The organism is Aphanothece stagnina RSMan2012, from assembly GCF_046764815.1.
Lineage (GTDB): Bacteria > Cyanobacteriota > Cyanobacteriia > PCC-6307 > Cyanobiaceae > NIES-981.
Map to the genome: position 1 here is coordinate 1 of NZ_JBKOUC010000028.1, position 20450 is coordinate 20450.

The following is a 20450-nucleotide window of genomic DNA, read 5'->3' on the forward strand; positions in this document are numbered from 1 at the left end:
TCTCCGACCATCGCCGAGAGGGCGTCGATCTGACCAGCGTTGATGAATTCGCCGCGGGCATCAGCCTGGGCTACAACCTTGGTGAAGGCGTCGAACATTGAAGAGCTCCTGTTCTCGACGAAGAGTCGGGGAGGGTGAAGGGTGTGCCAGGTTGGCTGTCACCCGGCTAAGCCAGGTACCTGTCAACTTGACTGAGCCATGTTGGCTCCTGCACCGGCAGGATCGGACGGCAATTTACAAATGGTCACTGCTTCCGGCAGGGTCCGTTCGCCCACGCCGTCCCGAAGCGAATGACCTGCTTCAGGCTGGCCTGGGACGGCGGCCAGCAAAAAGCCCCCGCGACTGCGGGGGCCTGAGGAAATCTGCCTGCACGGGCGTGGTCGGGGCCCGTGCGCTCCGCCGGGAAGGTTGGCGGACTCAGCGCAACTGGGCTCAGCTGTCCGGCTTGGATTCGGACTTCTTGCGGGTGGGAGCGACTTTGGCCGCTGCACCGGCGAGATCGCCGCCATTCACGGTAACGCCGGTGATCTTGCCTCCCATCCGTTGAACGAGGCGCATCGTCTCATTCATGCGGGTGTAGGGAACATTCATGATCATGTCCGCGGTGCGGGAATAATCATTGTTGGCAAGACCGGTCACGGTGAATGTGACCTGGCGGCTGTTGACAAAGCTGGTGCCGCGGGTGCCTGCAGAGACCTTCATGGCTGGTTGCGGATGGGGTGGGTTGGAGAGGTGACTGAGTTTTCGCTGGACTCAGTTCACAGGGGTGATGCTGGCGATGCGGCCGCCCTCACGGTGAATCTGCTGTTGGTACTGGAGCAGTTTGTTGAAGGGGATGAAGCGGACACGGTTGCTCCGCTTATGGAGGCGGTAGTTGCTGAAGCCGGTGATTTCCACGCGGAAGGTGCGACCTTCCTCGCCAGCTCCCACGCCCTGCCGGGTCACGCCATCACTGGGGACTTTGCGGAAGACGGCACCCTTGGCGTTGGGGCTGACCACCGGAAGGGGCTGTTCTGCGTGGACCGCAGGATTCAGGCGTGACTGGGTCTTGAGAAGATCACCCCGGACGGAGGCACCGACGCCTCGGGTGAGCTGCAGCATGTAGGAAAACTGGAGTCCCTGCTGGCCGGAGTTGTAGTTGAAACCGTGCAGGAAGGGCACCATCTCCTCGCCGAAGCGTTCCTGGTACTCGGCACTGTCGATGTAGGAATCGATTTCGGCGTCGTAACCCTGCTCCTGAAGGATGGTGAAGTGATGGAGCATCTCGGCCTTGTTCTGAGGAGCCCGGCCGAGCAGATGCTTGAAGTTGAGCTCGATGAAGCGGTAGGGGTTGCAGTTCTCGAAGAACTTCTGCTTGTAGAGACCGCTCTTGGCGACCTGCCGTACAAACTCCCGCACGCTCAGGTAGCCACGCTTGAACAGCGACTCGGGGCCTTCAAGGCGCTCGCTGTTCATGATGTACTGGTTGCCCAGGACCTGCTTGTAGACAGCACGGATCAGGGCCGCCTTGTCGTTGGCGGTACCGTTGATCCAGTTCTCCTTGGTGCGGTCGTTGGCGAAGCGCTCGATGCCCAGATAGGCAGCGTTGGCGAGAGTCATGGGCTTGGGGCCGGGGGGAGGAAATGCGAGGTGCCTGACGGCCTGCGGCGGAAGACCAGAAGACCAGGGCCGAGGGACGCCAAGAGTTCGGTGCAGCAGGGAGATGCTCCACCGATAGCTGCGTCCAGGATCCTATGGGCCGTGCTACGGGGAGCGACAAGCCTTTCACAATCGTTACAAACCGGGCCCTGGCGTGGCCGCCCAGGGCCGATACGATCGCCCGAAACAGCTCCGCCTGAGGGGCATCCCGGAGCGACTGGCCATGGGGGACGCAATGGACCTTGGGAGCAGGGATGCTCGCCCGGCTCCGTTCGGCAGCGATCCCGCCGAGCGGCTGGCCTTCCAGCTCAACACCCTCACGGAGGTGGTGGAGACGCTCACGTTCCGCCTGCTCGAGCTCGAGGAACGCATGGCCGCCCAGGACCTCCGCCTCCAGCCCCTGCTGGAGTCAGGGCAGGCCTCGGCGGATCCGTTCCACGAGGAGACGGAATTGCGACTGGAGGACACGGAGGATCGCCTCAGGCGTCTTGAGTCCGTGCTCAACGGCCTTGAAGCTGGCGGCGCTGCCCGGCATCTTCAACCCCTGGACAACCCTTTCCCTGACGAGGGCGAACAGCCGTTCATGGATGAGCTCACGGCCTGAAGGCCGTCTCCCAGTCCGGCGGGATTTCGCTGCTGAAGTCGTGGGTGCGGCTGAAGTTGAACGGACCGGCCAGGGATCCCCACACCTGTTCGTGGGTCTGGGGGTCATGGCCCGTGTCGATCGTGCGCATCCCCTCGGCATCCAGTTCCAGCCGGCTCACCAGGTAGGTGGTGGTCCCTTTGCGCTCGACAAGGCAGCGACAGCCCGGTTCCACTTCTCCCACAAAGCCTCCGCCTTCCTCCCGCACCCGGTAGGCACAGCCTTCGAGGGGCCGCAGATCCGCAGCGGAGATGCGGCTGCGAAGCGCGTCATTCTCGACGGCACCCCAGAAGCGCTCGTCCTCCTGGATCGCCTGGTTGTGGATGATCAGGCCGTTCTCCTGGCGGTCGGCCCGCAGCACCCGGATCCGGTAGGGGGCTGCGGGGTTGATGGCGTAGCTCTGCTCCAGCAGCAGGGACCCCGGCGCCAGCTGGGGCAGCGGGCGGAGCTTCACCAGGATGTGGGCGTACAGGGGCGGGTTGTCAAAGGCCTGCTGCTGATTGCTGAAACCGGCGCTCAGCAGCCGCACCAGCCGACTCAGGGCGTTGTCCATGTCGCTCAAGTTAGGGCCTGGCGTCAGAAGCCCAGCAGTCGCAGCCGGAAACGGGCCACATCCTCCGCCAGTTCCGGGCTGGCGATGCGGAAGGGGTGGTCGGCGACCTGCTCGAGCACCCGGGCGAGTTTGGTGTCCCGGTCAAGCCCGTGGTCGGGATTGTGGAGATCGTGCTGCCGCCAGGCCGCATCGAAGGCCTGGGCAAAGCTGTCGGCGTTGTTGAAGATCTGGGGACTGGTGCCGGTCGGATCGCGCATGGGTTGGGTGGCTCCCGCAGTGGGGCTCATCGCGGCTGGCGTTTCTAACACTGCCGCTAACCCTGGCACCCTGGTCGTGGCTGCAGCACAGCGCCAGGTTCGTGCCCCCGTAGGCACCACGCCCGGTCATCGGGGCACCGAGCGGTCATCGGGGCACCGAGGGGACACTCTGTGCGGAAGGCATGCCAGGACCCAGATTTGAACTGGGGACACGGCGATTTTCAGTCGCCTGCTCTACCAACTGAGCTATCCCGGCCCGTCGCCGCAGCGACGAGGGGATCTTAGATCACGGCCTTCTTCTGGGGTGGGGGCGAGGGGGTGCGGGCCAGGCAGGCAAGGCCCAGGGGCCGCCAGCCCGCCTGCCTGAGCGCCATCGCCGCGCTGCAGGCCGTGGCCCCGGTGGTGAGGATGTCGTCGACCAACAGCACGGGGCGGCGGCCCCGGCGATCTTGGTGGGCCTGCATCAGGCTGCGGAAGGCGTCCTGCTGGTTGGCCCAACGCAGCTCGCGGTTGAGCCGGTGCTGACCCAGCACCGGATGGCTGCGTTCCAGGATCTGGCCGCGGGGCCAGTCGAGCTCCCGGGCCAGCAGCTGGGCCACCAGGGGGGGAAGGGGGTTGGCGCGGCGTTTCCAGCTGGGAATCGGCACCAGCAGGGGACGGGCCGCGGCGGGCCTGTCCGCCGCCAGTTCACGCAGAACCGTGGCGATCACCGCCACGAGCGGCTCCAGTCTCTGAGGCCGCAGTTCACGCCGCAGGCCCAGCAGCCGAGCGCGCAGGGCTCCCTCATAGCGGCCAGCCGCCCACCAGGGCATGGGAATCAGCCCGCTGATGGCGGCCGGGGCAGCCGTGGCCTCGACAGCTGCGGGGAGGATCAGCCACTCCAGGGGGAGCAGCCCGGCCAGGGTCGGCCAGGGAGGGAGGGCCAAGGCGGAGGCGGGTTGGGGTCTGTCTCCCCAGCGTTGCCACAGACTCCCGGAGCGTTTGGGGCGCTCAGTCCTGCGGCTGGGGCATGGCGCGGAGCATCGCCACCAGGGTGCGGTGGGCATCCTCGCTGTCGCTGAGGGTGTGGTCGAACGCCACGGAGATGAGGGTCCCATCGACCTCCAGCGCCATGGCCTCCGGTTCGATCGCCACCATGCGGGCGGTTCCCGGGTTGGTGACACCCCCGTAGTGGCGGGCGTAGTTCAGCACCGCTTCGCTGTGATCGGCATTCATGTGCTTGCAGATCCGATCGCTCACGGCGGGGGTGAGGGGGTCGGCGGCCATCGTGAAGGGGGCTGGGATTGGGGGGATTCTGGATCGCCTGAGGCCCGGAGGGCTTCAGGCGCCGGCAAACCGCTGCCAGAGCAGCAGGGCAAGCCGGAGGGCGCTGAAGCCCACATAGCCCGCCAGCACCACGAACAGTCCCATGGAGATCCAGGTGCGGAGACGTTCGTTCATGGGGCGGGAAGGGCAGTTGCCGCCAGTCTGGCCATCCCCAGGGCGGCCGAGAGCCTCGGCCGGTTCAGCACCGGCACCCCCAGCCGCTGCTGGCGGATCCGTCGCCACTGGGGGTTGCGGGCGCCGCCGCCGAGGCTGATCACACGGTGGACCTTCGGGGCTCCCAGCTCCGCCAGCCGCTGCCAGCCGCGCTGCTCCAGCACCGCCAGTCCCTCCAGCAGGGCCTGCAGGTAGAGGGCATCGCTGACAGGACGCGGCTCGAGCCTCGGTTCGAGATCGGGATCATCCTCCGGGAAGCGCTCGCCCCGCCGCGGCAGTGGCCGCAGGTTCAGGCCACTGGGGCGTGATGGATCGATCTGCCGGCTGAGTTCCCTGATCTGTTGATCCGTGAAGAACCGGCGCAGCACCCCGCCGCCGGCATTGGAGGCGCCACCCACCAGCCAGCGGCCGGCGACCCTGTGGCAGCTGATGCCGGGGCCCCTGATCGGTTCCGGCGTGAACTGCTTGAGCACCAGCGTGGTGCCCAGCACGGTGATGCCGTCGCCGGGAGCCGGGTCGGCCGCCAGGACCCCGGCATTGGCATCGGTGCTGCCGGCCACCACCCGGCAGGCGCGCGGGAGTCCCAGGGTCCTGGCCGCGGATGGGGCGAGGTGGCCGAGGTCGGCACCGCTGGGACGGATCTGGGGCAGGGCGTGACTCCAGGACTGCGCCGCGAGGCTGCCGCTCCAGTTCCGGCGCTCCAGATCCCAGCCCAGCCGCAGGTTGTTGCCCTCTTCGCCCCAACGCCAGTCGCCCAGCAGCCAGCCCATCAGCCAGTCGGCCTGATGGCGGAGCAGCAGTCCATCCGGGTCGGATCCCGGCAGCTCGGCGAGAAGTTGCAGGGCCCGTGCCAGGCTGCCGCTGGCGCCTGCCGCTGGACTGGCATCCGCCCCGGCCCCAGCCAGCTGGCGTGCGGCTTCAGCCTGCTGCGGGCAGGCCAGGTGATAAGGAAGGGCGTGGCCGAGGCGGTCCGGCAGCAGGCTGCCGTCGGAGCGGCAGAGCAGCAGGGTGCCGGAGGTGCCATCCACGGCGAGGGCGCCGATGGCGCTGCGCAACGCATCGGGCAGCCGGGCGCAGATCCTCACCAGTCCCAGGCGCCAGCCCTCCGGGTCGGTGAAGGGAGCGGGGTAGGTGGCGGCTTCCTCGGCGAGGATCTGGCCTCCCGGCTCGATCACCACCAGCCGAAGGCCGCTGGAGCCCAGATCGATGCCGAGGGCCAGGGGCTGGTCAGGCGGCTGTGCGCAGTGCACTGGCCTGGCGGAGGATCTCGGCCACCGTGCTGACATCCTCCCAGGGAAGCTGGAGGTCGCTGCGGCCGAAGTGGCCATAGGCCGCCACGTCCTGGTAGAAGCGGCCACCGCGCTGCTGGGGCAGGTCGCGCAGAGCGAAGGTCTCGATGATCGCGCCAGGCCGCAGGTCGAAGTGCTCCTGCACCAGGGCGGTGAGATCTGCGTTGCTCAGGCTGCCCGTGCCGAAGCTCTCCACCAGGATGCTCACGGGTCTGGCCACACCGATGGCGTAGCTGAGCTGCACCTCGGCCTTGCTGGCCAGGCCGGCGGCCACCAGGGCCTTCGCCACGTAGCGGGCGGCGTAGGCCGCCGAGCGGTCCACCTTGGTGGGATCCTTGCCCGAAAAGGCGCCGCCCCCATGGCGGGCATAGCCGCCGTAGGTGTCGACGATGATCTTGCGACCGGTGAGCCCGGCGTCACCCTGGGGGCCACCCACCACGAACTTGCCGGTGGGATTGACCAGGAAGCGGGTCTCGGCTTTCGAGGGCTTCAGGTCCAGATCGTCGGTGGCGGGCTCGACCACGTGGGTCCAGAGATCGGCGGCGATGCGCTCACGCAGGGCCCTCTCCTCACTCACTCCGTCGATCTCGGCGGTGTGCTGGGTGGAGATCAGGATCGTGTCGATGGCCACGGGCTGGTCGTCCTCGTAGACCACGCTCACCTGGGTCTTGCCGTCGGGCAGCAGGTAACCGAGGGTGCCGTCGTGGCGCACGGCGGACAGCCGCCGGGCGAGGCGGTGGGCCAGGCTGATCGGCAGGGGCATCAGCTCAGGCGTCTCGTTGCAGGCGTAGCCGAACATGATCCCCTGATCCCCTGCCCCCACCAGGTCCAGGGGATCGCCCGCGTGGTCGTCGGCCTCATTGACCCCCTGGGCGATGTCCGGCGACTGCTGATCCAGGGCCACCAGGACGGCGCAGCTGTTCGCATCGAAGCCGCCGGCGCGGGCCCCCGTGTAGCCGATCTGGTTGATCACCCCACGCACCAGGGTGTTGAAGTCGACCCGGGCGGTGGTGGTGACCTCTCCGGTGATCAGGCACAGCCCGGTGTTGACCACGGTCTCGCAGGCGACCCGGGAGGCTGGATCCTGGGCCAGCAGGGCATCGAGAACCGCATCGCTCACCTGGTCGCAGATCTTGTCGGGATGGCCTTCTGTCACCGACTCGGAGGTGAACACGTACCGGCTCATGGTGCCCCTGCCAAATGACCCCACAGGATATGTGGTGAGTCGCCCGATCCCACGGGTGCGATCGGGCGCGTCAGCGGCAGCGGGCCTGGAGATCGGCCCACTGCCGCAGCTGGGGAAAGCTCGGGTCGAGGGGTGGAGGGCTGCGCCAGCCGGCCACATAGCCGAGCACCACGCCGACCCCGGCCTGCCGGGCCATCAGCAGATCGCTGTTGGCGTCACCGATCAGGGCGCAGCGGGCCGGCGCCACACCCAGTTCGTCGCAGAGGGCATGGACGGCGGCGGGATCGGGTTTGCGGGGGGTGTGCTCGGCACTCCAGAGGGCTTGGAAATGCTGACGGATGGCCTGGCTGTCCAGAAAGGCCTCGATGCCCCGCACCTCGTCGTTGCTGATCACGGCACAGCGCACCGATGCCCTGGCCAGCTGGTCGACCAGGTCGTGGAGCCCTTCGGTGGCCAGGGGCCTGTGCAGGCTGCCCTGGCCATGCAGGCTGTCGGTGGCGCTGAACACCCTCTGGCTGAGCTCGAGGGCCTCGGGCCAGCCCAGACCCACCTGGCTCAGGGCGGTTGCCGTGGAGATCAGGTTGTGCTCCCGGCTGGCCACCGCCGTGGTGCCCGCCGGGTTGATCGCTTCACCGTCGAGCCCGTAGGCACGCTCGAGCAGATCCTTGAGCTCGTGGTGTCCGGCGGAGCCGACCCAGGGATGGTGTTCGGCCAGCAACTGGCCGCAATGAAAAACCCTGGCCTTGGCCAGGGCATGGAGCATGGGTTCGCTGATGGAGAGGGTGCCGTCCTTGTCGAACAGAACGGCTTCCACCTCTCCGATCGGCTGGCCCGAGAGCAGCAGCAGGGCCACGGGGATCAGTCGAGGGTGACACCCATGGGCTCGTTGTCCTCGGCCTGCTCCAGCAGCATCTGCTTGTAGCGGGCTGCCATCTCCTCGGCCTTGTCGAACACCTTCTGGGGGTCGGTGAGCATGTCGCCGGGTTCGGGCTCGAGCGCCTTGGTGGAGAGGGAGATGCGACCGCGTTCGGCGTCGAGGTCGATGATCATCACCTTCATCTGGTCGTTGACGTTGAGCACCGTGTGGGGCGTCTCGATGTGCTCGTGGCTGATCTCGGAGATGTGCAGCAGGCCGCTCACCCCACCGATGTCGATGAAGGCGCCGTAGGGCTTGATGCCTCGCACCGTGCCGAGCACCACTTCGCCCACCTCGAGGCGGTTCATCTTGCGCTCCACCAGCGCCCGGCGATGGCTCAGCACGAGGCGGTTGCGCTCCTCGTCCACCTCCAGGAACTTCAAGGGGAGGAAGTCGGCCACCAGCTCTTCCTTGGCCTTGCGGGTGCTGATGTGACTTCCGGGGATGAAGCCACGCAGCCCTTCGACCCGTACCAGGGCACCACCGCGGTTGGTGGCGAACACCTCGGAGTAGATGGTGGCGTCTTCCTTCTGCAGCTGGCGCACCCGCTCCCAGGCCCGCTGATACTCGATGCGGCGGATCGAGAGGGTGAGCTGTCCATCCTCGTTCTCTTCGCTGAGGATGAAGAATTCCCGGATCTCGCCGGGCTCGAGCACGTCGCTGAGCCCCTCGACCCGGTTGATCGAAACCTCCTGCAGGGGCATGAAGGCGGCGGTCTTGGCGCCGATGTCGATCATCGCGCCCTTGGATTCCAGGGCGAAGACGGTGCCGTTGACGACGTCACCAGGCTTGAAGTTGTAGTCGTACTTGCTGAGCAGCGAGGCGAACTCGTCCAGCGTGAAGCCCACGCCGTCGAGGTCGCGTGAGGCGGCGCGGCTGCTCGGGTCATCCGCCGTGGGCACCTCCTCCGGAATGGCGAGGTCGAGATCGGCAGCCGCTTCAGCGGCCAGGTCCTGATCGGCCTCGATGGTGCTGAGATCGGAAGGGGTCACGGTCATGGGGATCGGCGGCCTGCCGGAGGCAGTGTGAAGGGTTGGATGGACCCGCCCGCCAGCAGGGCCATCGCAATGGGTCACTGTATCAATGCGTCCGCACCCTGGATCAATGCGCCCGTACCCACTCGGATGAGCGCGTACGGCGGGCGTTCAGCCGATGGTCGCCAGCGCCTTGGGCTTGGTGGCTCTCCGCAGGCCTTCCAGGGTCGCCACGAAATCACTGATGCCCTGGAACTGCCGGTAGACCGAGGCGAAGCGCACGTAGGCCACCTCGCTCATCTCGGAGAGCTGATGCAGCACCAGTTCCCCGATCTCCGCACTGCTCACCTCCCGGCCGGGGCGTTGCTGGAGCTGCAGCTCGATCTCGTCGACCACCAGCTCCAGCCTGGCTGGATCCAGGCCGGTCTTCTCGCAGGCTCGCAGCAGGCCGTGCAGAAGCTTGGCCCGGTTGAAGGTTTCCCGACTGCCGCTGCGTTTCACCACCGTGATCGGCACCGTCTCCACCCGTTCGTAGGTGGTGAACCTGAATTCACAGTTGAGGCACTCCCGCCGCCGCCGCACGCTCCGCCCGCTGTCAGCTGCCCGCGATTCGAGCACCCGACTGTCGGTGTGTTGGCAGGAGGGGCATTGCATCCCCGAGGGTCCGGGCTGTCGTTATTGAAGTTTAAGCAGCACTTCTGCCTTTGAGAAGGGCAACGGAACGCGCCGACACGGCGGTTGAGGCCTGGTGGGCCGCCCGCGCTTCGGGCTTGGGGTCCCTGGCGGTCCCGCGCCAGGGAGGTGCTCAGATGCTGCCCAACCATGAAAAAGCCCCCGGCACGAGTGCCAGGGGCAGGATTCGAGGCGGTGATGGGATCGTTACTTCCCGATCTTCGGAGGATCGCGGAAGGCGATCGCGAAGAAGAGGGTCGCGATGGCCAGGGTCAGGATCAGGATGTAAGCAAAGCTCTCCATGGGGTGCTCCCGGGGTCAGCTGAGGGGTGTGCCGGCCGGTGGCACAAAGCCCTCCGGCAGACGACGGGTGGATTTGTCGCCGAGCTTCTGGAAGAGGCCGAACTCAACCTGTTCGCCCAGGTCAGGATCGATCCCGGCGAACACATCGCGGTAGAGGGTGCGGGCACCGTGCCAGATGTGGCCGAAGAAGAAGAGAAGGGCGAAGGTGGCATGGCCGAAGGTAAACCAGCCGCGCGGTGAGCTGCGGAAGGTGCCGTCGGAGTGGTAAGTCTCGCGGTCGAAGTCGAACGCTTCGCCGAGCTGAGCCTTGCGGGCCAGACGCTTGACGTCAGCAGGATCGGTGAAGGTCTGGCCGTTGAGCGCACCGCCATAGACGGTTGCGGTCACACCGGTCTGCTCGAAGGAGTACTTCGCCTCGGCACGCCGGAAGGGGATGTCGGCGCGCACGATGCCGTCCTGGTCCTGCAGAACGACAGGGAAGTTCTCGAAGAAGTTGGGCAGGCGGCGCACCTCGAGATCGCGTCCGTCCTTGTCGGTGAAGGCGATGTGACCCAGCCAGCCGGTGGGGAGGCCGTCCCCGTTGACCATGGGACCCACCCGGAAGAGGCCTCCCTTGGCGGGGCTGTTGCCCACATAGTCGTAGAAGGCGAGCTTCTCGGGAATCGAGGCGTAGGCCTGTTCCTTGGTGGCGCCATTGTCGAGAGCCGTTTGAACCCGACGGCTGATCTCAGCCTTGAAGTAACTCTGGTCCCACTGGAAGCGGGTGGGGCCGAAGAGCTCGACGGGGGTGGCTGCTGCGCCGTACCACATGGTGCCCGCGACGACGAAGGCGGCGAAGAAGACGGCCGCAATGGCGGAGGCCAGCACCGTTTCGATGTTGCCCATCCGCAGAGCCTTGTAGAGGCGCTCGGGGGGCCGGGTGGTGATGTGGAAGATGCCGGCGATGATGCCGACGATGCCGGCGGCGATGTGGTGGGCGACGATGCCCCCCGGGTTGAAGGGGTTGAAGCCTTCGGGGCCCCAGGATGGCTGAACCGGTTCGAGATGTCCGGTGAGCCCATAGGCATCACTCACCCACATCCCCGGGCCGAAGACACCGGTGAGGTGGAAGGCGCCGAAACCGAAGCAGCCGAGGCCTGCAAGCAGCAGGTGGATCCCGAAGATCTTGGGAAGGTCGAGGGCGGGCTCACCGGTGCGCGGGTCCTGCCAGATCTCCAGGTCCCAGTAGGTCCAGTGCCAGATGGCGGCGAGGAACAGGAGGCCGCTGAAGATGATGTGGGCCGCCGCCACGCCCTCGAAGCTCCAGAAGCCAGGGTCGACACCGGTTTCACCGGTGATGCTCCAGCCGCCCCAGCTGCCGGTCACGCCCAGGCGGGCCATGAAGGGCATCACGAACATGCCCTGGCGCCACATCGGGTTGAGCACCGGGTCGGATGGGTCGAAGATGGCGAGCTCGTAGAGCGCCATGGAGCCGGCCCAGCCGGCCACCAGCGCAGTGTGCATGAGGTGCACGGCGAGCAATCGGCCCGGGTCGTTGATGACGACCGTGTGCACCCGATACCAGGGCAATCCCATGGGGGGTAGTTCTGGGTGGGTTGGGCGATCGTAAGGGCGTGACGGTTCCTGCGGAGGCGCTGGTTACGGACCGCAACGGCGTCTCGCCTCCGTCTCGCTGCCGTCTCACCTCCGGCCCAGCGCCGTCTCGCCGGCTGGGCGTCGCACAATGAACGCCGCTGCCTGCCCTGAACCATGCCGGTGATCCGTTTCCTGCGGGAGGGGTGCGATGTGGAGTGCTATCCGGGCGAGAACCTGCGCGAGGTGGCCCTGCGCGAGGGGATCCAGCTCTACGGACTCAAGGGGACCCTGGGTAACTGCGGCGGCTGTGGCCAGTGCATCACCTGTTTCGTGGAGGTGGCCGATGGCGCCACGGCGTCCGCGCTGAGCCCGCGAACGGCGGTGGAGGATCAGAAACTCCGTCGTCGCCCCCAGGGCTGGCGTCTGGCCTGCCAGGCCCTGGTGCAGCACTCCGTGGTGGTGCTGACCCGTCCCCAGGTCGGGCTCCCCGACAAGGAGGCCCGGCTCGCCGCGGCCCTCGCCTCGCCCCTGCCGGCTGGACCCACCAGCTGGCCAGCGCCCCCAGAAACTGAAGCCGAGGTTGAGCAGGAGGCTGGCGGGGAGGAAGCGTCCTCGGCAGCGGAGGAGGGCCGGCTCTGAACCCATCGGGCCCGCTCCCCGCTCCCCGCTCCCCGCGCACTGGAGCGAGCGCAACGAGCGGTGAAGCCCCGGGAAGGTCACCCTGTTGGCGGTGATACCCTCCCAGCACCCTCAATCCCCCTATGGAAACCAACGATCTCGGCTTCGTCGCCAGCCTGATGTTCGTCCTGGTTCCGACGGTGTTCCTGCTGGTGCTCTACATCCAGACGAGCAGCCGCCAGGGCGGCTGAGCGCCTCCCAATTAGCGCCCCCCAAGCGCCCCGCCATCAGAGGCTCAGCTCAGGGGCGCAGTCAGAGGGCCGCCAGGGGGAGCACCCGCCAGGCCTGGCGGCGCAGCCGGCTTCAGCGCCGCCCTTCGGGCTCGCGCACCAGCAGCACCGGTGCCGGGGCATGCACCCGGATGTAATCGCTCACCGAGCTGCCCAGGAGTCGGTCGAGATCGACCAGGGCCTTGGCGACGACCGGTCGCCGATCCTGCGAGGCGATGACCAGCAGGTCGGCCCGGCATTCTTCGGCCGCTGTACAGAGGGTTCGGGCCACATCGCCGGTGCGGTGGAGGGGTTCCATCGCCACACCCAGGGAGCGGGCCCGCTGCACGGCCTTCTCGAGCACCGCATCGGCCGGGGAGTGGCCGCCGCGCGTGGGGGCGAGGTCCTGGCGGCTCACGTGCACCCCGGTCAGGCTCCCGCCCGGAACCTCCCTGACCAGTTCGCAGGCCAGTTTCAGGGCGTCATCGCCGACCCCGGTGCCGTCGATGGCCACCATCACGCGGTTGACGTGGCGGACGTAGAGGTCATCCCGGACCAGGAGCATCGGCCGGGTCGAGAGCTGGAAGACGTACTGGCTGGCGCTGTTGCTGAGGATCGACTGGAGCCGGCTGAGCCCCCGCGATCCCATCACGATGAGATCGGCGCCGAGTTCCTCGGCGACCCGCAGCACCGTCTGCTTGGCATCCCCCTGGCGGATGATCGTGTTGATCTCGGCCGGGTCCAGCCCCAGCCGGGCCACGGCGGCGGCCACGATCCCCGCCGCCTGCTGCCAGTGCTGCTGGAAGTCCTCGCCGGCCTGCTCCGGCACGACGTGCAGCAGATTGAGGCGGGCCTGACGCACCACGGGGATGTCGCGCAGCATGCGCACCATCTCTTCGACGTGGCCTTTGCCGGAATCGGCGATCAGAACGTTGCGGAACACGGACTTGGGCACCGGGCTGTCCGGCAGCCTATGGCGGTTTTCCGTGTCCCAGGTCCCAGCCATGCAGACCGTGATGCAGCCCAGGGGCTGGCTCCTGGAGCGCCGCGTGCTTCCCCAGCACACCGACCATGCCGGGGTGGTCTGGCATGGGGCCTACGTCGCCTGGCTGGAGGAAGCGAGGGTCGAGGCCCTCGCGGCTGCCGGGCTGCCCTACAGCACCCTGTCGGCGCGTGGCCTGGAGATGCCGGTGGTGAGCCTGCGCATCGATTACCGCCAGGCGCTTCTCCACGGTGAGATGGTGCGGCTCAGGAGCGAAGTGTTGCCCCGTCAGGGCGTGCGACTGCCCTGGAGGACCGTCTTCCTGCGCGGGGATGGGGACGAGGTGGCTGCCGAGGCCCACGTCACCCTGGTGCTGGTGGATCGTTCGGGCGGAGCGGATCGGCGCCGGGTGCTGCGGCAGTTCCCCGGCGACCTGGCGGCGGCCCTGGCCCGCCTGGAGCAGGGCCAGGATTAGGATCAGTACACATGTACTGATTTCCATGGGGTCTGTGCTGCGGCTTCCTCGGGTAGGCGGGGGTCCCGGCTCGTGCGGCTGGCCCGGCGCCAGGCGGGGGGCGGATGGTGCGAGGCTCCCGTGGGAGCAGGAACGGCGGCTGGCGTGGCTGCTCTGGGCCTCGTGCCCTGGTGTCGGCTGGATGCGGTTGCGGGCCATCGAGGACCACTTCGGCTCCCTGCTCCAGGCCTGGCAGGCGCCGCCGGAAGCCTTTCTCTCCCTCCCGGGTCTGGGGCCGGCGTGGCTGCGGCAGCTGCAGCGGTTCCGGGCGCACTGGGGTGCGGAGCCCCTGGCGGCTTTCTCAGCCGCTGTGGCGGGCGGCCGCCGGGCGCTGCTGCCCGGTGATCCGACCTACCCGGCAGCGGTGGCCTCCCTGGAGCGCCCCGCGCTGGCCCTGCGCTGGCGGGGGCAGGGTTCGCTGTGGCCCCTGCTCGCCAGGCGGGCGGCCGTGGCGGTGGTGGGTACCCGCAGGCCCTCCCGCCATGGCCTGGCGATGGCGGAAGCCCTGGGGGCCGCCCTCGCCACGGCCGGTTGGCCCGTGGTGAGCGGCCTGGCCGAGGGCATCGATGCCGCCGCCCATCGGGGCTGTCTGGCCGAGCGGGGGCGGCCGGTGGCGGTGCTCGGCACCCCGCTGGAGCGCGTTTATCCACGGCATCACACGCAGCTTCAACGCCAGGTGGGCGAACGGGGGCTGCTGGTCAGCGAGCACCCCCCGGGGGCCTCGGTGCGTCCCGGTCACTTCGCCGCCCGCAACCGCCTGCAGGTGGCCCTGGTGAGGGCCGTCGTGGTGGTCGAGTGCCCGGAGCAGAGCGGGGCCCTCCAGTCGGCCGGCCTGGCCTGGCAGCAGCAGTTGCCGCTCTGGGTGGTACCCGCTGATGCGGCCCGCCTCTCGGCGCGCGGCAGCAATCGGCTGCTCAGCCAGGGGGCGACCCCCCTGCTCGAGCCCGCGGATTTGATCCGTCAGCTCGGTGCTGCTCCGCTGGCTCCTCGGGCCGGGAGCCTGCCCTGCGGTTCGGCGGCAGCGCCGCTCGCCGGGGTGGAAGGAGCTCTCCTGGCGGCTCTGGCCGAGGGGGCTTCCCTCGAGCAGTTGTGCCAGCTCACCCAGGAGTCCGCACCCCAGATCGCCGCCCGTCTGCTCGCCCTGGAACTGGCGGGCCTGGTGCGGGCCGAGCCGGGCCTGCGCTGGCGTCGGCTCTAGCCTCGTCCCATGCGGAAGACGCTCCCCACCGCTGCCGATGCCGACGGTGGGCCCCAGGGGCCTCCACCGTCCGATGGCGTGCCGGGGGAGCTGCTCGCGGGCCGCGAGCTGCTGGCCTGGCGCCGTCGCTGTCTGGCCTCGGGCGGTCGTGCGGCTGATCTGGACTGGCTGCTGGATCTCGCGGGGGGATTGCCCTGGCCCACACTCCAGCGGGTCCATCTGGATCCGACCAAGCAGGTGCAGCTCACGCGACAGCGATCCGCGCTGGAGGCGTTGTGGCGGTGTCATCTGGAAACGAGCAAGCCGCTGCAGTACCTGGTGGGCCGCTGCCCCTGGCGGGACCTGGAGCTGCAGGTGGCGCCGGGCGTGCTGATCCCGCGCCAGGAAACGGAGCTGCTGGTGGAGCTTGCCCGGGATCGCTTGGCCTGTCCCCCGGCACGGTGGGCCGATCTGGGAACGGGTTCCGGCTGTCTGGCGATCGCCCTGGCGCGCCTCTGGCCAGGCGTGCAGGGCCTGGCGGTGGACCTCAGCCCGCTCGCCCTGGCCCAGGCCGAGCGGAACCTTCAGGCCGCCGGGGTCGGCGAGCAGGTCCAGCTGATCCAGGGGAGCTGGTGGCAGCCCCTGCGCTCGAGCTGGGGCCGGCTGGAGCTGGTGGTGGCCAATCCTCCCTACATCCCCACCGCCGTCTGGGCCGGCCTGGAGTCCGGCGTCCGGGAGCATGAGCCTGTGCTGGCGCTCGATGGTGGAGCTGACGGGCTGGAGGCGATCCGGCAGGTCGTCGCCGGTGCGGCCCAGGGGCTGGCCCCGGGGGGCTGGCTTCTGCTGGAGCACCATCACGATCAGAGCCCGGCCGTGCAGGAGCTGCTGACCCTGGCCGGTCTCGTTGAGACCTCGGCCCACCGGGATCTGGAGGGAACATGGCGGTTCGCCTCCGCCCGGCGGGGCCGGCGTGAGTGACCCGCATGCGTGAACGGATGGCCCAGGACAGCGTCACCTCCGCCCCCCTGCTGGCGGCACGGCTGAGAGGAGGGGAGCCTGCCCTGATCCCCACCGATACCCTGCCTGCCCTGGCGGCCACGCCGGAGCACGCCCAGCAGCTCTGGGCCCTGAAGCGGCGGCCGGCGGACAAGCCGCTGATTCTGATGGGGGCCGATCTGGAGCCTCTGCAGGAGGCCCTTGGCCTGGCCTGGCGGCAGGAGTGGCTCGCGATGGCCAGCGTTGCCTGGCCCGGGGCGCTCACCCTGGTGCTGCCGGCTCGCGGGCCGGCGGTGGAGAGTCTGAACCCTGGTGCCACCAGCCTCGGACTCCGCATCCCGGCCTGTGCGGTCACCCGGGAGCTCCTGAGGTTGAGCGGACCGTTGGCGACCACCAGTGCCAATGTCTCCGGCAGCCCTGCGGCCACCACCGCGGCGGCAGCTGCCGCCTGCTTCCCCGGTGTGCCCCTCCTGGGCCCCCTGCCCTGGCCGGAAGCCGGCGGCCTGGCCAGCACCGTGCTCGCCTGGAGTGATTCGGGCGCGTGGCAGGTTCTGCGGGCCGGTGCTTACCTGCCGCCAGGTCTCACCCCCTGACGCCGTTCCATGGCGGCCCTGATTCTGCTGCTGTTGGTCACGATGGGCCTCCATCACTGGGTGACCAGCCCCCTCCTGGCCAGCGGCACCTGGCTGCTGCAGGGCAGCTGGCTCCCCGGCGTGGCCCTGCTGCTGGGGGTCTGGCTGCTGGCAGGTCGCCGCTGACGGGGCTTAGGGTTCGCGCCCTTGGCAACGGGCTGGTTGCGGCGTCGTGTTCACCTGGTTACAGCTGTGCTGGCCCTGCTGGCCTGGGGGCTCACCCTCCTGGGTCATGGGGCCTTCCCTGTCGCGGCCCAGCAGCCGCGGGCCGAACTGCGCGGGGTCTGGCTGACCGCCAACGACATGCCCGTCCTGCGGGACAGGGCCCGCATGGGCCAGGCGGTCGCCCAGCTTGCCGCCCTGCGGTTCAACACCCTGTACCCGGTGGTCTGGAACGGAGGCCTGGCCTACTACCCCAGTCGGGTGGTGGAGGAGCGCCAGATCCAGAGCTTCACCTACCGCGGTCTCCAGGGACAGGATGTGCTCGGTGAGCTGATCGCCGAGGGGCGTCGCCAGGGATTGCTCGTGATCCCCTGGTTTGAATTCGGCTTCATGGCCCCCAAGGACTCCGCCCTGGCCCGCCGCCATCCCGACTGGCTGACCCGCAAGCAGGACGGTGGGTTGACCTCGATCAGCGCGGCCGGGGAAGTGGCCTGGCTCAACCCGTTCCGGCCGGAGGTGCAGCAGCTGATCACCGACCTGGTGCTGGAGGTGGTGGGCCAGTACGGCGCCGATGGGATCCAGTTCGACGACCACATGAGCCTGCCGAAGGACTTCGGCTACGACCCCTTCACCATGGCGCTTTACCGCAAGGAGACCGGCAAGCCACCGCCGGCCAATCCTGCCGATGCTGCCTGGGTGAAGTGGCGGGCGGACAAGATCACGGCGTTCATGGAGCGTCTGAGCCAACAGGTGCGCGCCCTCAGGCCCGGCGCCCTGATCTCCATCTCGCCGAACTACTACGACTTTGCCTACAAGCTCCAGCTGCAGGATTGGCGGGCCTGGGTACGGCGTGGCATCGCCGATGAGCTGCTGGTGCAGATCTACCGCCCGGATCTGCCCAGCTACCTGCCCCATCTGCTGCGGCCTGAAGTGCAGGAAGCCAGGCAGAAGATCCCGACGGCCATTGCGATCATGAGTGGCCAGCGCAACCGCCCAGCGCCGCTGGACCTGCTGGGCCAGAAGGTGTTGGCCAACCGGGCCCAGGGGCTCGGTGTGGCGTTCTTCTATTTCGAAAGCCTCTGGGATCTTGGCCCCGAGCCCATGGCCGATCGGCAGGCGATGATCGGGCGCTGGTTTGCCACCCCCGCCCCGCGGCGCCAGCCTGCGGCAGCGGTGAATCCGGCCTCACCACCAGAGCTGCCTCCCATGCCCCAGCCGCCGCCCCCGCCCCCGCCGCCCCCGCCCCTGCGCGTCCCGGCGGCCGACGCCAGCGGTTGAGTTCCTGGCCGTCCTCGGGCGCGAGGGCCCTGCTCCCTGGGCTTGCAGGGTGTTTGCAGTTGCCCGCATTCGCTCGGGAAAGGCGGAGACCTCCTCTTGAATGCAGCGGGGCACAGGCCCCACCATCGCCGTTCCCCATCCTGCCCCCGGCCCATGACCAGCGCCCCTGAAGACACCCTCTGGTTTCGGGTGCTGCTGGCCCTGCGCTGGCCGCTGGCCCTGGTGGCCTCGGCAGCGATTCTCGGGGGGGTGCTGCTGCAGGTGTTGAGCCGCCCGATTCCGATTCGGATCGCCCTGGCACCGGGCCAGTCGCTTCCTGTCAGGGCCGATGTGGCAGTCGATCAGCTCGACCAGCCTCTGCAGGTGAAGCAGCTGAGTGACCAGCTGAACATCAAGACCCAGGAGGTTGTCACGGTCCGCGGTGTGGTGGACATCGCGTCCAAAGCCGCCATCCCGATCTCCGGTCAGCCGAAGGTGGTGATCACGAGTCCGGTGGACGTCAGGGCGTCTGCTCCCCTGCCGGTCAAGGCCACCGCCGAGGTCACGGCCCAGCAGGCCCTGCCCGTGCAGGGTGATGTGAATGTGAAGCACGACAAACCGGTCACCGTGAACGGAGCGATCAATGTGGACGGCGCGGTGAAAGTGGACACTGACGACAAACCCTTCAAGATCGAGTTTGACCGTGGCTTGATGGGAATTTTCTAGCGGTCCCTCCCAGCTCAGCGTTTCCGCTCCCTGTTTTCGCTCCCTCCCCGCCGGGTTCGCTCCGGCCGGTGCTGCAATGGCGGGTTGAAAGCCGGCTAACGGATTTGAACCGATGGCCTTCGCTTTACAAAAGCGCTGCTCTACCGCTGAGCTAAGCCGGCCGGAGATCCATCTCCAGGTTCCAGATTACCGGGCCGTCAGCGTCCAGATCAGCAGCTGGGTGCGGTTGCGGCAACCGGTCTTGGCCAGGAGGCTGGCGATGTGGCTCTCCACGGTGCGCACGCTCAGCACCAGGGCAGCCGCGATCTCACGGTTGGTCTGGCCGCGGCAGACCAGGCTGAGCACGCGTCCCTCGGCCGCCGTGGGGCTGGGCGGTTCGGCGGTGTCCACCGCATGGCTCTCAGAAGGGTGCATCAGGCCTCCGGAACGGGAGAGGGAACTGATTCCAGCCTTCCCACAGGATGGAGGTGGCCTTCAGGGGCTGCTCGGTGTCGGACTGGATGACTCACCCGCCGCCGCTGTCATCTCATCGGGGAGACGACGGGCCCGCTTGATCGGCAGGTTGGCCACCAGGGCGGTGACCCTGTCTTCCGTTTCCAGACTCACGTCCCCTCCCTCCACATCGATCTCAACGTAGCGGCTCACCACCTCGAGAATTTCGCGGCGCATCTGCTGGAGCAGCTCCGGATTGAGGTCGCTGCGGTCGTGGGCCAGCACGAGCTGGAGGCGTTCCTTGGCGGTGGTGGCGCTGGCCTGTTCCCGGCCGAGCAACTTGTTGATCAGGTCGCGCAAGGTCATCGGCTCAGAAGATCTTGGTTTGCATCAGGCGGCCGATCTTGGCCCGCAGGCCCTGGCGCTCCTTGCCTGGGTCGATCAGGGGCACGTCCTCGCCACAGAGGCGGCGCGCCACGTTGCTGTAGGCCCGGGCCGCCGGGGACTGGGTCCCGGTGAGCGTCAGCGGTTCCCCCCGGTTCGTGGAGACGATCACCTGCTCGTCCTCCAGCACCAGACCGAGCAGAGGCAGGGCCAGGATGTCGGTGACATCGTCCACGGCCAGCATCTCCTGGTTGGCCATCATCCGGGGCCGTACCCGGTTGAGCACCAGTTGGATGGGCTTGACCCCCTCGGTGTTGAGGAGGCCGATCACCCGGTCGGCGTCACGCACGGCGGACACCTCGGGCGTGGTGATCACGATCGCCTCGCGGGCCGCCGCCATGGCATTGCGGAATCCTCCCTCGATGCCGGCGGGCGCATCGATCAGCACGTAGTCGAAGCTTTCGCCCACCATCGCGGCGATCTTCTGCATGTCCTCCGGCTTGAGCCACTCGAGCATGCGTGGGTTGCCGGCGGGGAGCAGGGCGAGGTTCGGTTCCTGCTTGTGCTTCACCAGCGCCTGTTCCAGCCGGCAGTTGTCCGCCAGCACGTCCTGGGCCGTGTAGACGATCCGGTTCTCGAGGCCCAGCAGAAGATCCAGGTTGCGCAGGCCGAAGTCGGCATCCAGCACCGCGGTGCGGGCGCCCTGCTTGGCCAGGGCGATGCCCAGGTTGGCCGTGAGGGTGGTCTTGCCCACGCCTCCCTTGCCGGAGCAGATCAGGATGTAGCGGGTGGACGCGGCTACCACGGCACTGGCTG

Annotated in this window: 27 protein-coding genes, 2 tRNA genes and 1 pseudogene; 10 read left to right on the top strand and 20 right to left on the bottom strand. The window is 68.3% G+C overall.

The genetic code is table 11. The annotated features are described in order from the left end of the window. The 3 genes and pseudogenes from ACLNEE_RS14740 to ACLNEE_RS14750 form a co-directional block, all read right to left on the bottom strand. A pseudogene (locus tag ACLNEE_RS14740) lies at positions 1-98 on the bottom strand (phycocyanin subunit beta); the annotation flags it as partial. A gap of 334 nt (positions 99-432) precedes the next feature. After that, a complete protein-coding gene (locus ACLNEE_RS14745; RefSeq protein WP_411423680.1) occupies positions 433-702 on the bottom strand; it encodes a phycobilisome linker polypeptide in 270 nt (89 codons plus the stop codon). 51 nt (positions 703-753) lie between these two features. Then, on the bottom strand, positions 754-1599 hold the full coding sequence (locus ACLNEE_RS14750; RefSeq protein ID WP_411423681.1) for a phycobilisome rod-core linker polypeptide: 846 nt from the start codon (positions 1597-1599) through the stop codon (positions 754-756). Positions 1600-1861: 262 nt separating this feature from the next. On the opposite strand from ACLNEE_RS14750, the gene ACLNEE_RS14755 reads away from it, so the two are divergent. Further along, positions 1862-2242: a hypothetical protein gene (locus ACLNEE_RS14755; RefSeq protein WP_412007277.1), complete on the top strand. Its 381-nt coding sequence runs from the start codon at positions 1862-1864 to the stop codon at positions 2240-2242. Here the strand turns inward: ACLNEE_RS14755 and ACLNEE_RS14760 are convergent. From ACLNEE_RS14760 to psbB, 12 genes are all read right to left on the bottom strand, one after another. Continuing rightward, positions 2232-2834, bottom strand: coding sequence for a chromophore lyase CpcT/CpeT (locus ACLNEE_RS14760; RefSeq protein WP_411423683.1), 603 nt, complete (start codon positions 2832-2834; stop codon positions 2232-2234). The two genes, ACLNEE_RS14755 and ACLNEE_RS14760, sit on opposite strands and share 11 nt — an antisense overlap. A 23-nt stretch (positions 2835-2857) precedes the next feature. Next, positions 2858-3121: a hypothetical protein gene (locus tag ACLNEE_RS14765; RefSeq protein ID WP_411423684.1), complete on the bottom strand. Its 264-nt coding sequence runs from the start codon at positions 3119-3121 to the stop codon at positions 2858-2860. Positions 3122-3274: 153 nt separating this feature from the next. Continuing rightward, a tRNA-Phe gene (locus ACLNEE_RS14770) sits at positions 3275-3347 on the bottom strand. Positions 3348-3372: 25 nt separating this feature from the next. Further along, positions 3373-4017, bottom strand: coding sequence for a ComF family protein (locus ACLNEE_RS14775; RefSeq protein WP_411423685.1), 645 nt, complete (start codon positions 4015-4017; stop codon positions 3373-3375). Positions 4018-4081: 64 nt separating this feature from the next. Then, positions 4082-4357, bottom strand: a complete 276-nt coding sequence (locus ACLNEE_RS14780; RefSeq protein WP_411423686.1) for a DUF2470 domain-containing protein — start codon at positions 4355-4357, stop codon at positions 4082-4084. Positions 4358-4527: 170 nt separating this feature from the next. Next, the gene (locus ACLNEE_RS14785; protein ID WP_411423687.1) at positions 4528-5820 is read right to left on the bottom strand and encodes an FGGY-family carbohydrate kinase; all 1293 of its coding nucleotides are present in this window, start codon (positions 5818-5820) and stop codon (positions 4528-4530) included. Then, the gene (gene metK / locus ACLNEE_RS14790; protein ID WP_411423688.1) at positions 5798-7045 is read right to left on the bottom strand and encodes a methionine adenosyltransferase; all 1248 of its coding nucleotides are present in this window, start codon (positions 7043-7045) and stop codon (positions 5798-5800) included. The genes ACLNEE_RS14785 and metK overlap by 23 nt, the downstream gene beginning before the upstream one ends. 70 nt (positions 7046-7115) lie before the next feature. After that, positions 7116-7898, bottom strand: a complete 783-nt coding sequence (locus ACLNEE_RS14795; protein ID WP_411423689.1) for an HAD family hydrolase — start codon at positions 7896-7898, stop codon at positions 7116-7118. A gap of 5 nt (positions 7899-7903) precedes the next feature. Beyond that, positions 7904-8959 carry a 30S ribosomal protein S1 gene (locus ACLNEE_RS14800; protein ID WP_411423690.1) on the bottom strand — a complete coding sequence of 352 codons (1056 nt, stop codon included), beginning with the start codon at positions 8957-8959 and terminating at the stop codon, positions 7904-7906. 147 nt (positions 8960-9106) lie between these two features. Further along, positions 9107-9589, bottom strand: a complete 483-nt coding sequence (gene nrdR, locus ACLNEE_RS14805) for a transcriptional regulator NrdR (protein ID WP_411423691.1) — start codon at positions 9587-9589, stop codon at positions 9107-9109. A 225-nt stretch (positions 9590-9814) separates the two neighbouring features. After that, positions 9815-9910 (bottom strand): photosystem II reaction center protein T, encoded by a 96-nt coding sequence (locus tag ACLNEE_RS14810; protein ID WP_006042122.1) that lies wholly within the window; start codon positions 9908-9910, stop codon positions 9815-9817. Positions 9911-9925: 15 nt separating this feature from the next. Beyond that, positions 9926-11485, bottom strand: a complete 1560-nt coding sequence (psbB, locus tag ACLNEE_RS14815) for a photosystem II chlorophyll-binding protein CP47 (RefSeq protein WP_411423692.1) — start codon at positions 11483-11485, stop codon at positions 9926-9928. Positions 11486-11659: 174 nt separating this feature from the next. Between psbB and ACLNEE_RS14820 the strand changes: the two genes are divergently transcribed. Continuing rightward, on the top strand, positions 11660-12124 hold the full coding sequence (locus tag ACLNEE_RS14820; RefSeq protein WP_411423693.1) for a 2Fe-2S iron-sulfur cluster-binding protein: 465 nt from the start codon (positions 11660-11662) through the stop codon (positions 12122-12124). A gap of 122 nt (positions 12125-12246) precedes the next feature. Continuing rightward, positions 12247-12354, top strand: a complete 108-nt coding sequence (psbM, locus tag ACLNEE_RS14825) for a photosystem II reaction center protein PsbM (protein ID WP_087068001.1) — start codon at positions 12247-12249, stop codon at positions 12352-12354. Between the two features lie 112 nt (positions 12355-12466). Here the strand turns inward: psbM and ACLNEE_RS14830 are convergent, their stop codons facing one another. Then, positions 12467-13315, bottom strand: a complete 849-nt coding sequence (locus tag ACLNEE_RS14830; RefSeq protein ID WP_411423694.1) for a universal stress protein — start codon at positions 13313-13315, stop codon at positions 12467-12469. Positions 13316-13358: 43 nt separating this feature from the next. Between ACLNEE_RS14830 and ACLNEE_RS14835 the strand changes: the two genes are divergently transcribed. From ACLNEE_RS14835 to ACLNEE_RS14865, 7 genes are all read left to right on the top strand, one after another. Further along, the gene (locus tag ACLNEE_RS14835) at positions 13359-13829 is read left to right on the top strand and encodes an acyl-CoA thioesterase (RefSeq protein ID WP_411423695.1); all 471 of its coding nucleotides are present in this window, start codon (positions 13359-13361) and stop codon (positions 13827-13829) included. A 181-nt stretch (positions 13830-14010) separates the two neighbouring features. Beyond that, on the top strand, positions 14011-15066 hold the full coding sequence (locus ACLNEE_RS14840) for a DNA-processing protein DprA (protein ID WP_412007278.1): 1056 nt from the start codon (positions 14011-14013) through the stop codon (positions 15064-15066). A 9-nt stretch (positions 15067-15075) separates the two neighbouring features. Next, a complete protein-coding gene (gene prmC / locus ACLNEE_RS14845) occupies positions 15076-16023 on the top strand; it encodes a peptide chain release factor N(5)-glutamine methyltransferase (RefSeq protein WP_411423697.1) in 948 nt (315 codons plus the stop codon). A gap of 17 nt (positions 16024-16040) precedes the next feature. Then, positions 16041-16634, top strand: a complete 594-nt coding sequence (locus ACLNEE_RS14850) for an L-threonylcarbamoyladenylate synthase (RefSeq protein WP_412007279.1) — start codon at positions 16041-16043, stop codon at positions 16632-16634. A gap of 9 nt (positions 16635-16643) precedes the next feature. Continuing rightward, the gene (locus tag ACLNEE_RS14855) at positions 16644-16799 is read left to right on the top strand and encodes a hypothetical protein (RefSeq protein WP_411423698.1); all 156 of its coding nucleotides are present in this window, start codon (positions 16644-16646) and stop codon (positions 16797-16799) included. Positions 16800-16835: 36 nt separating this feature from the next. Further along, a complete protein-coding gene (locus tag ACLNEE_RS14860) occupies positions 16836-18113 on the top strand; it encodes a glycoside hydrolase family 10 protein (protein WP_411423699.1) in 1278 nt (425 codons plus the stop codon). Between the two features lie 153 nt (positions 18114-18266). Continuing rightward, a complete protein-coding gene (locus ACLNEE_RS14865; protein WP_411423700.1) occupies positions 18267-18818 on the top strand; it encodes a hypothetical protein in 552 nt (183 codons plus the stop codon). 89 nt (positions 18819-18907) lie between these two features. Here the strand turns inward: ACLNEE_RS14865 and ACLNEE_RS14870 are convergent. From ACLNEE_RS14870 to minD, 4 genes are all read right to left on the bottom strand, one after another. Beyond that, positions 18908-18979 (bottom strand) — tRNA-Thr (locus tag ACLNEE_RS14870). A 25-nt stretch (positions 18980-19004) separates the two neighbouring features. Then, a complete protein-coding gene (locus tag ACLNEE_RS14875; RefSeq protein ID WP_411423701.1) occupies positions 19005-19232 on the bottom strand; it encodes a response regulator transcription factor in 228 nt (75 codons plus the stop codon). A 60-nt stretch (positions 19233-19292) separates the two neighbouring features. Beyond that, positions 19293-19610 carry a cell division topological specificity factor MinE gene (gene minE / locus ACLNEE_RS14880; RefSeq protein ID WP_411423710.1) on the bottom strand — a complete coding sequence of 106 codons (318 nt, stop codon included), beginning with the start codon at positions 19608-19610 and terminating at the stop codon, positions 19293-19295. Between the two features lie 10 nt (positions 19611-19620). Then, positions 19621-20439: a septum site-determining protein MinD gene (minD, locus tag ACLNEE_RS14885; protein ID WP_411423702.1), complete on the bottom strand. Its 819-nt coding sequence runs from the start codon at positions 20437-20439 to the stop codon at positions 19621-19623. Positions 20440-20450 lie beyond the last annotated feature (11 nt).

Excerpts from the sequence above, each read along its gene's own strand:
- nrdR (WP_411423691.1), bottom strand. The coding sequence starts at position 9,589 with ATGCAATGCCCCTCCTGCCAACACACCGACAGTCGGGTGCTCGAATCG.
- ACLNEE_RS14745 (WP_411423680.1), bottom strand. The coding sequence starts at position 702 with ATGAAGGTCTCTGCAGGCACCCGCGGCACCAGCTTTGTCAACAGCCGC.
- psbB (WP_411423692.1), bottom strand. The coding sequence starts at position 11,485 with ATGGGATTGCCCTGGTATCGGGTGCACACGGTCGTCATCAACGACCCG.
- ACLNEE_RS14800 (WP_411423690.1), bottom strand. The coding sequence starts at position 8,959 with ATGACCGTGACCCCTTCCGATCTCAGCACCATCGAGGCCGATCAGGAC.
- psbM (WP_087068001.1), top strand. The coding sequence starts at position 12,247 with ATGGAAACCAACGATCTCGGCTTCGTCGCCAGCCTGATGTTCGTCCTG.
- ACLNEE_RS14850 (WP_412007279.1), top strand. The coding sequence starts at position 16,041 with ATGGCCCAGGACAGCGTCACCTCCGCCCCCCTGCTGGCGGCACGGCTG.
- ACLNEE_RS14820 (WP_411423693.1), top strand. The coding sequence starts at position 11,660 with ATGCCGGTGATCCGTTTCCTGCGGGAGGGGTGCGATGTGGAGTGCTAT.
- ACLNEE_RS14780 (WP_411423686.1), bottom strand. The coding sequence starts at position 4,357 with ATGGCCGCCGACCCCCTCACCCCCGCCGTGAGCGATCGGATCTGCAAG.
- ACLNEE_RS14865 (WP_411423700.1), top strand. The coding sequence starts at position 18,267 with ATGACCAGCGCCCCTGAAGACACCCTCTGGTTTCGGGTGCTGCTGGCC.
- ACLNEE_RS14755 (WP_412007277.1), top strand. The coding sequence starts at position 1,862 with ATGGGGGACGCAATGGACCTTGGGAGCAGGGATGCTCGCCCGGCTCCG.
- ACLNEE_RS14760 (WP_411423683.1), bottom strand. The coding sequence starts at position 2,834 with ATGGACAACGCCCTGAGTCGGCTGGTGCGGCTGCTGAGCGCCGGTTTC.
- ACLNEE_RS14750 (WP_411423681.1), bottom strand. The coding sequence starts at position 1,599 with ATGACTCTCGCCAACGCTGCCTATCTGGGCATCGAGCGCTTCGCCAAC.
- ACLNEE_RS14875 (WP_411423701.1), bottom strand. The coding sequence starts at position 19,232 with ATGCACCCTTCTGAGAGCCATGCGGTGGACACCGCCGAACCGCCCAGC.
- ACLNEE_RS14765 (WP_411423684.1), bottom strand. The coding sequence starts at position 3,121 with ATGAGCCCCACTGCGGGAGCCACCCAACCCATGCGCGATCCGACCGGC.
- ACLNEE_RS14810 (WP_006042122.1), bottom strand. The coding sequence starts at position 9,910 with ATGGAGAGCTTTGCTTACATCCTGATCCTGACCCTGGCCATCGCGACC.
- ACLNEE_RS14855 (WP_411423698.1), top strand. The coding sequence starts at position 16,644 with ATGGCGGCCCTGATTCTGCTGCTGTTGGTCACGATGGGCCTCCATCAC.
- prmC (WP_411423697.1), top strand. The coding sequence starts at position 15,076 with ATGCGGAAGACGCTCCCCACCGCTGCCGATGCCGACGGTGGGCCCCAG.
- metK (WP_411423688.1), bottom strand. The coding sequence starts at position 7,045 with ATGAGCCGGTACGTGTTCACCTCCGAGTCGGTGACAGAAGGCCATCCC.
- ACLNEE_RS14840 (WP_412007278.1), top strand. The coding sequence starts at position 14,011 with ATGCGGTTGCGGGCCATCGAGGACCACTTCGGCTCCCTGCTCCAGGCC.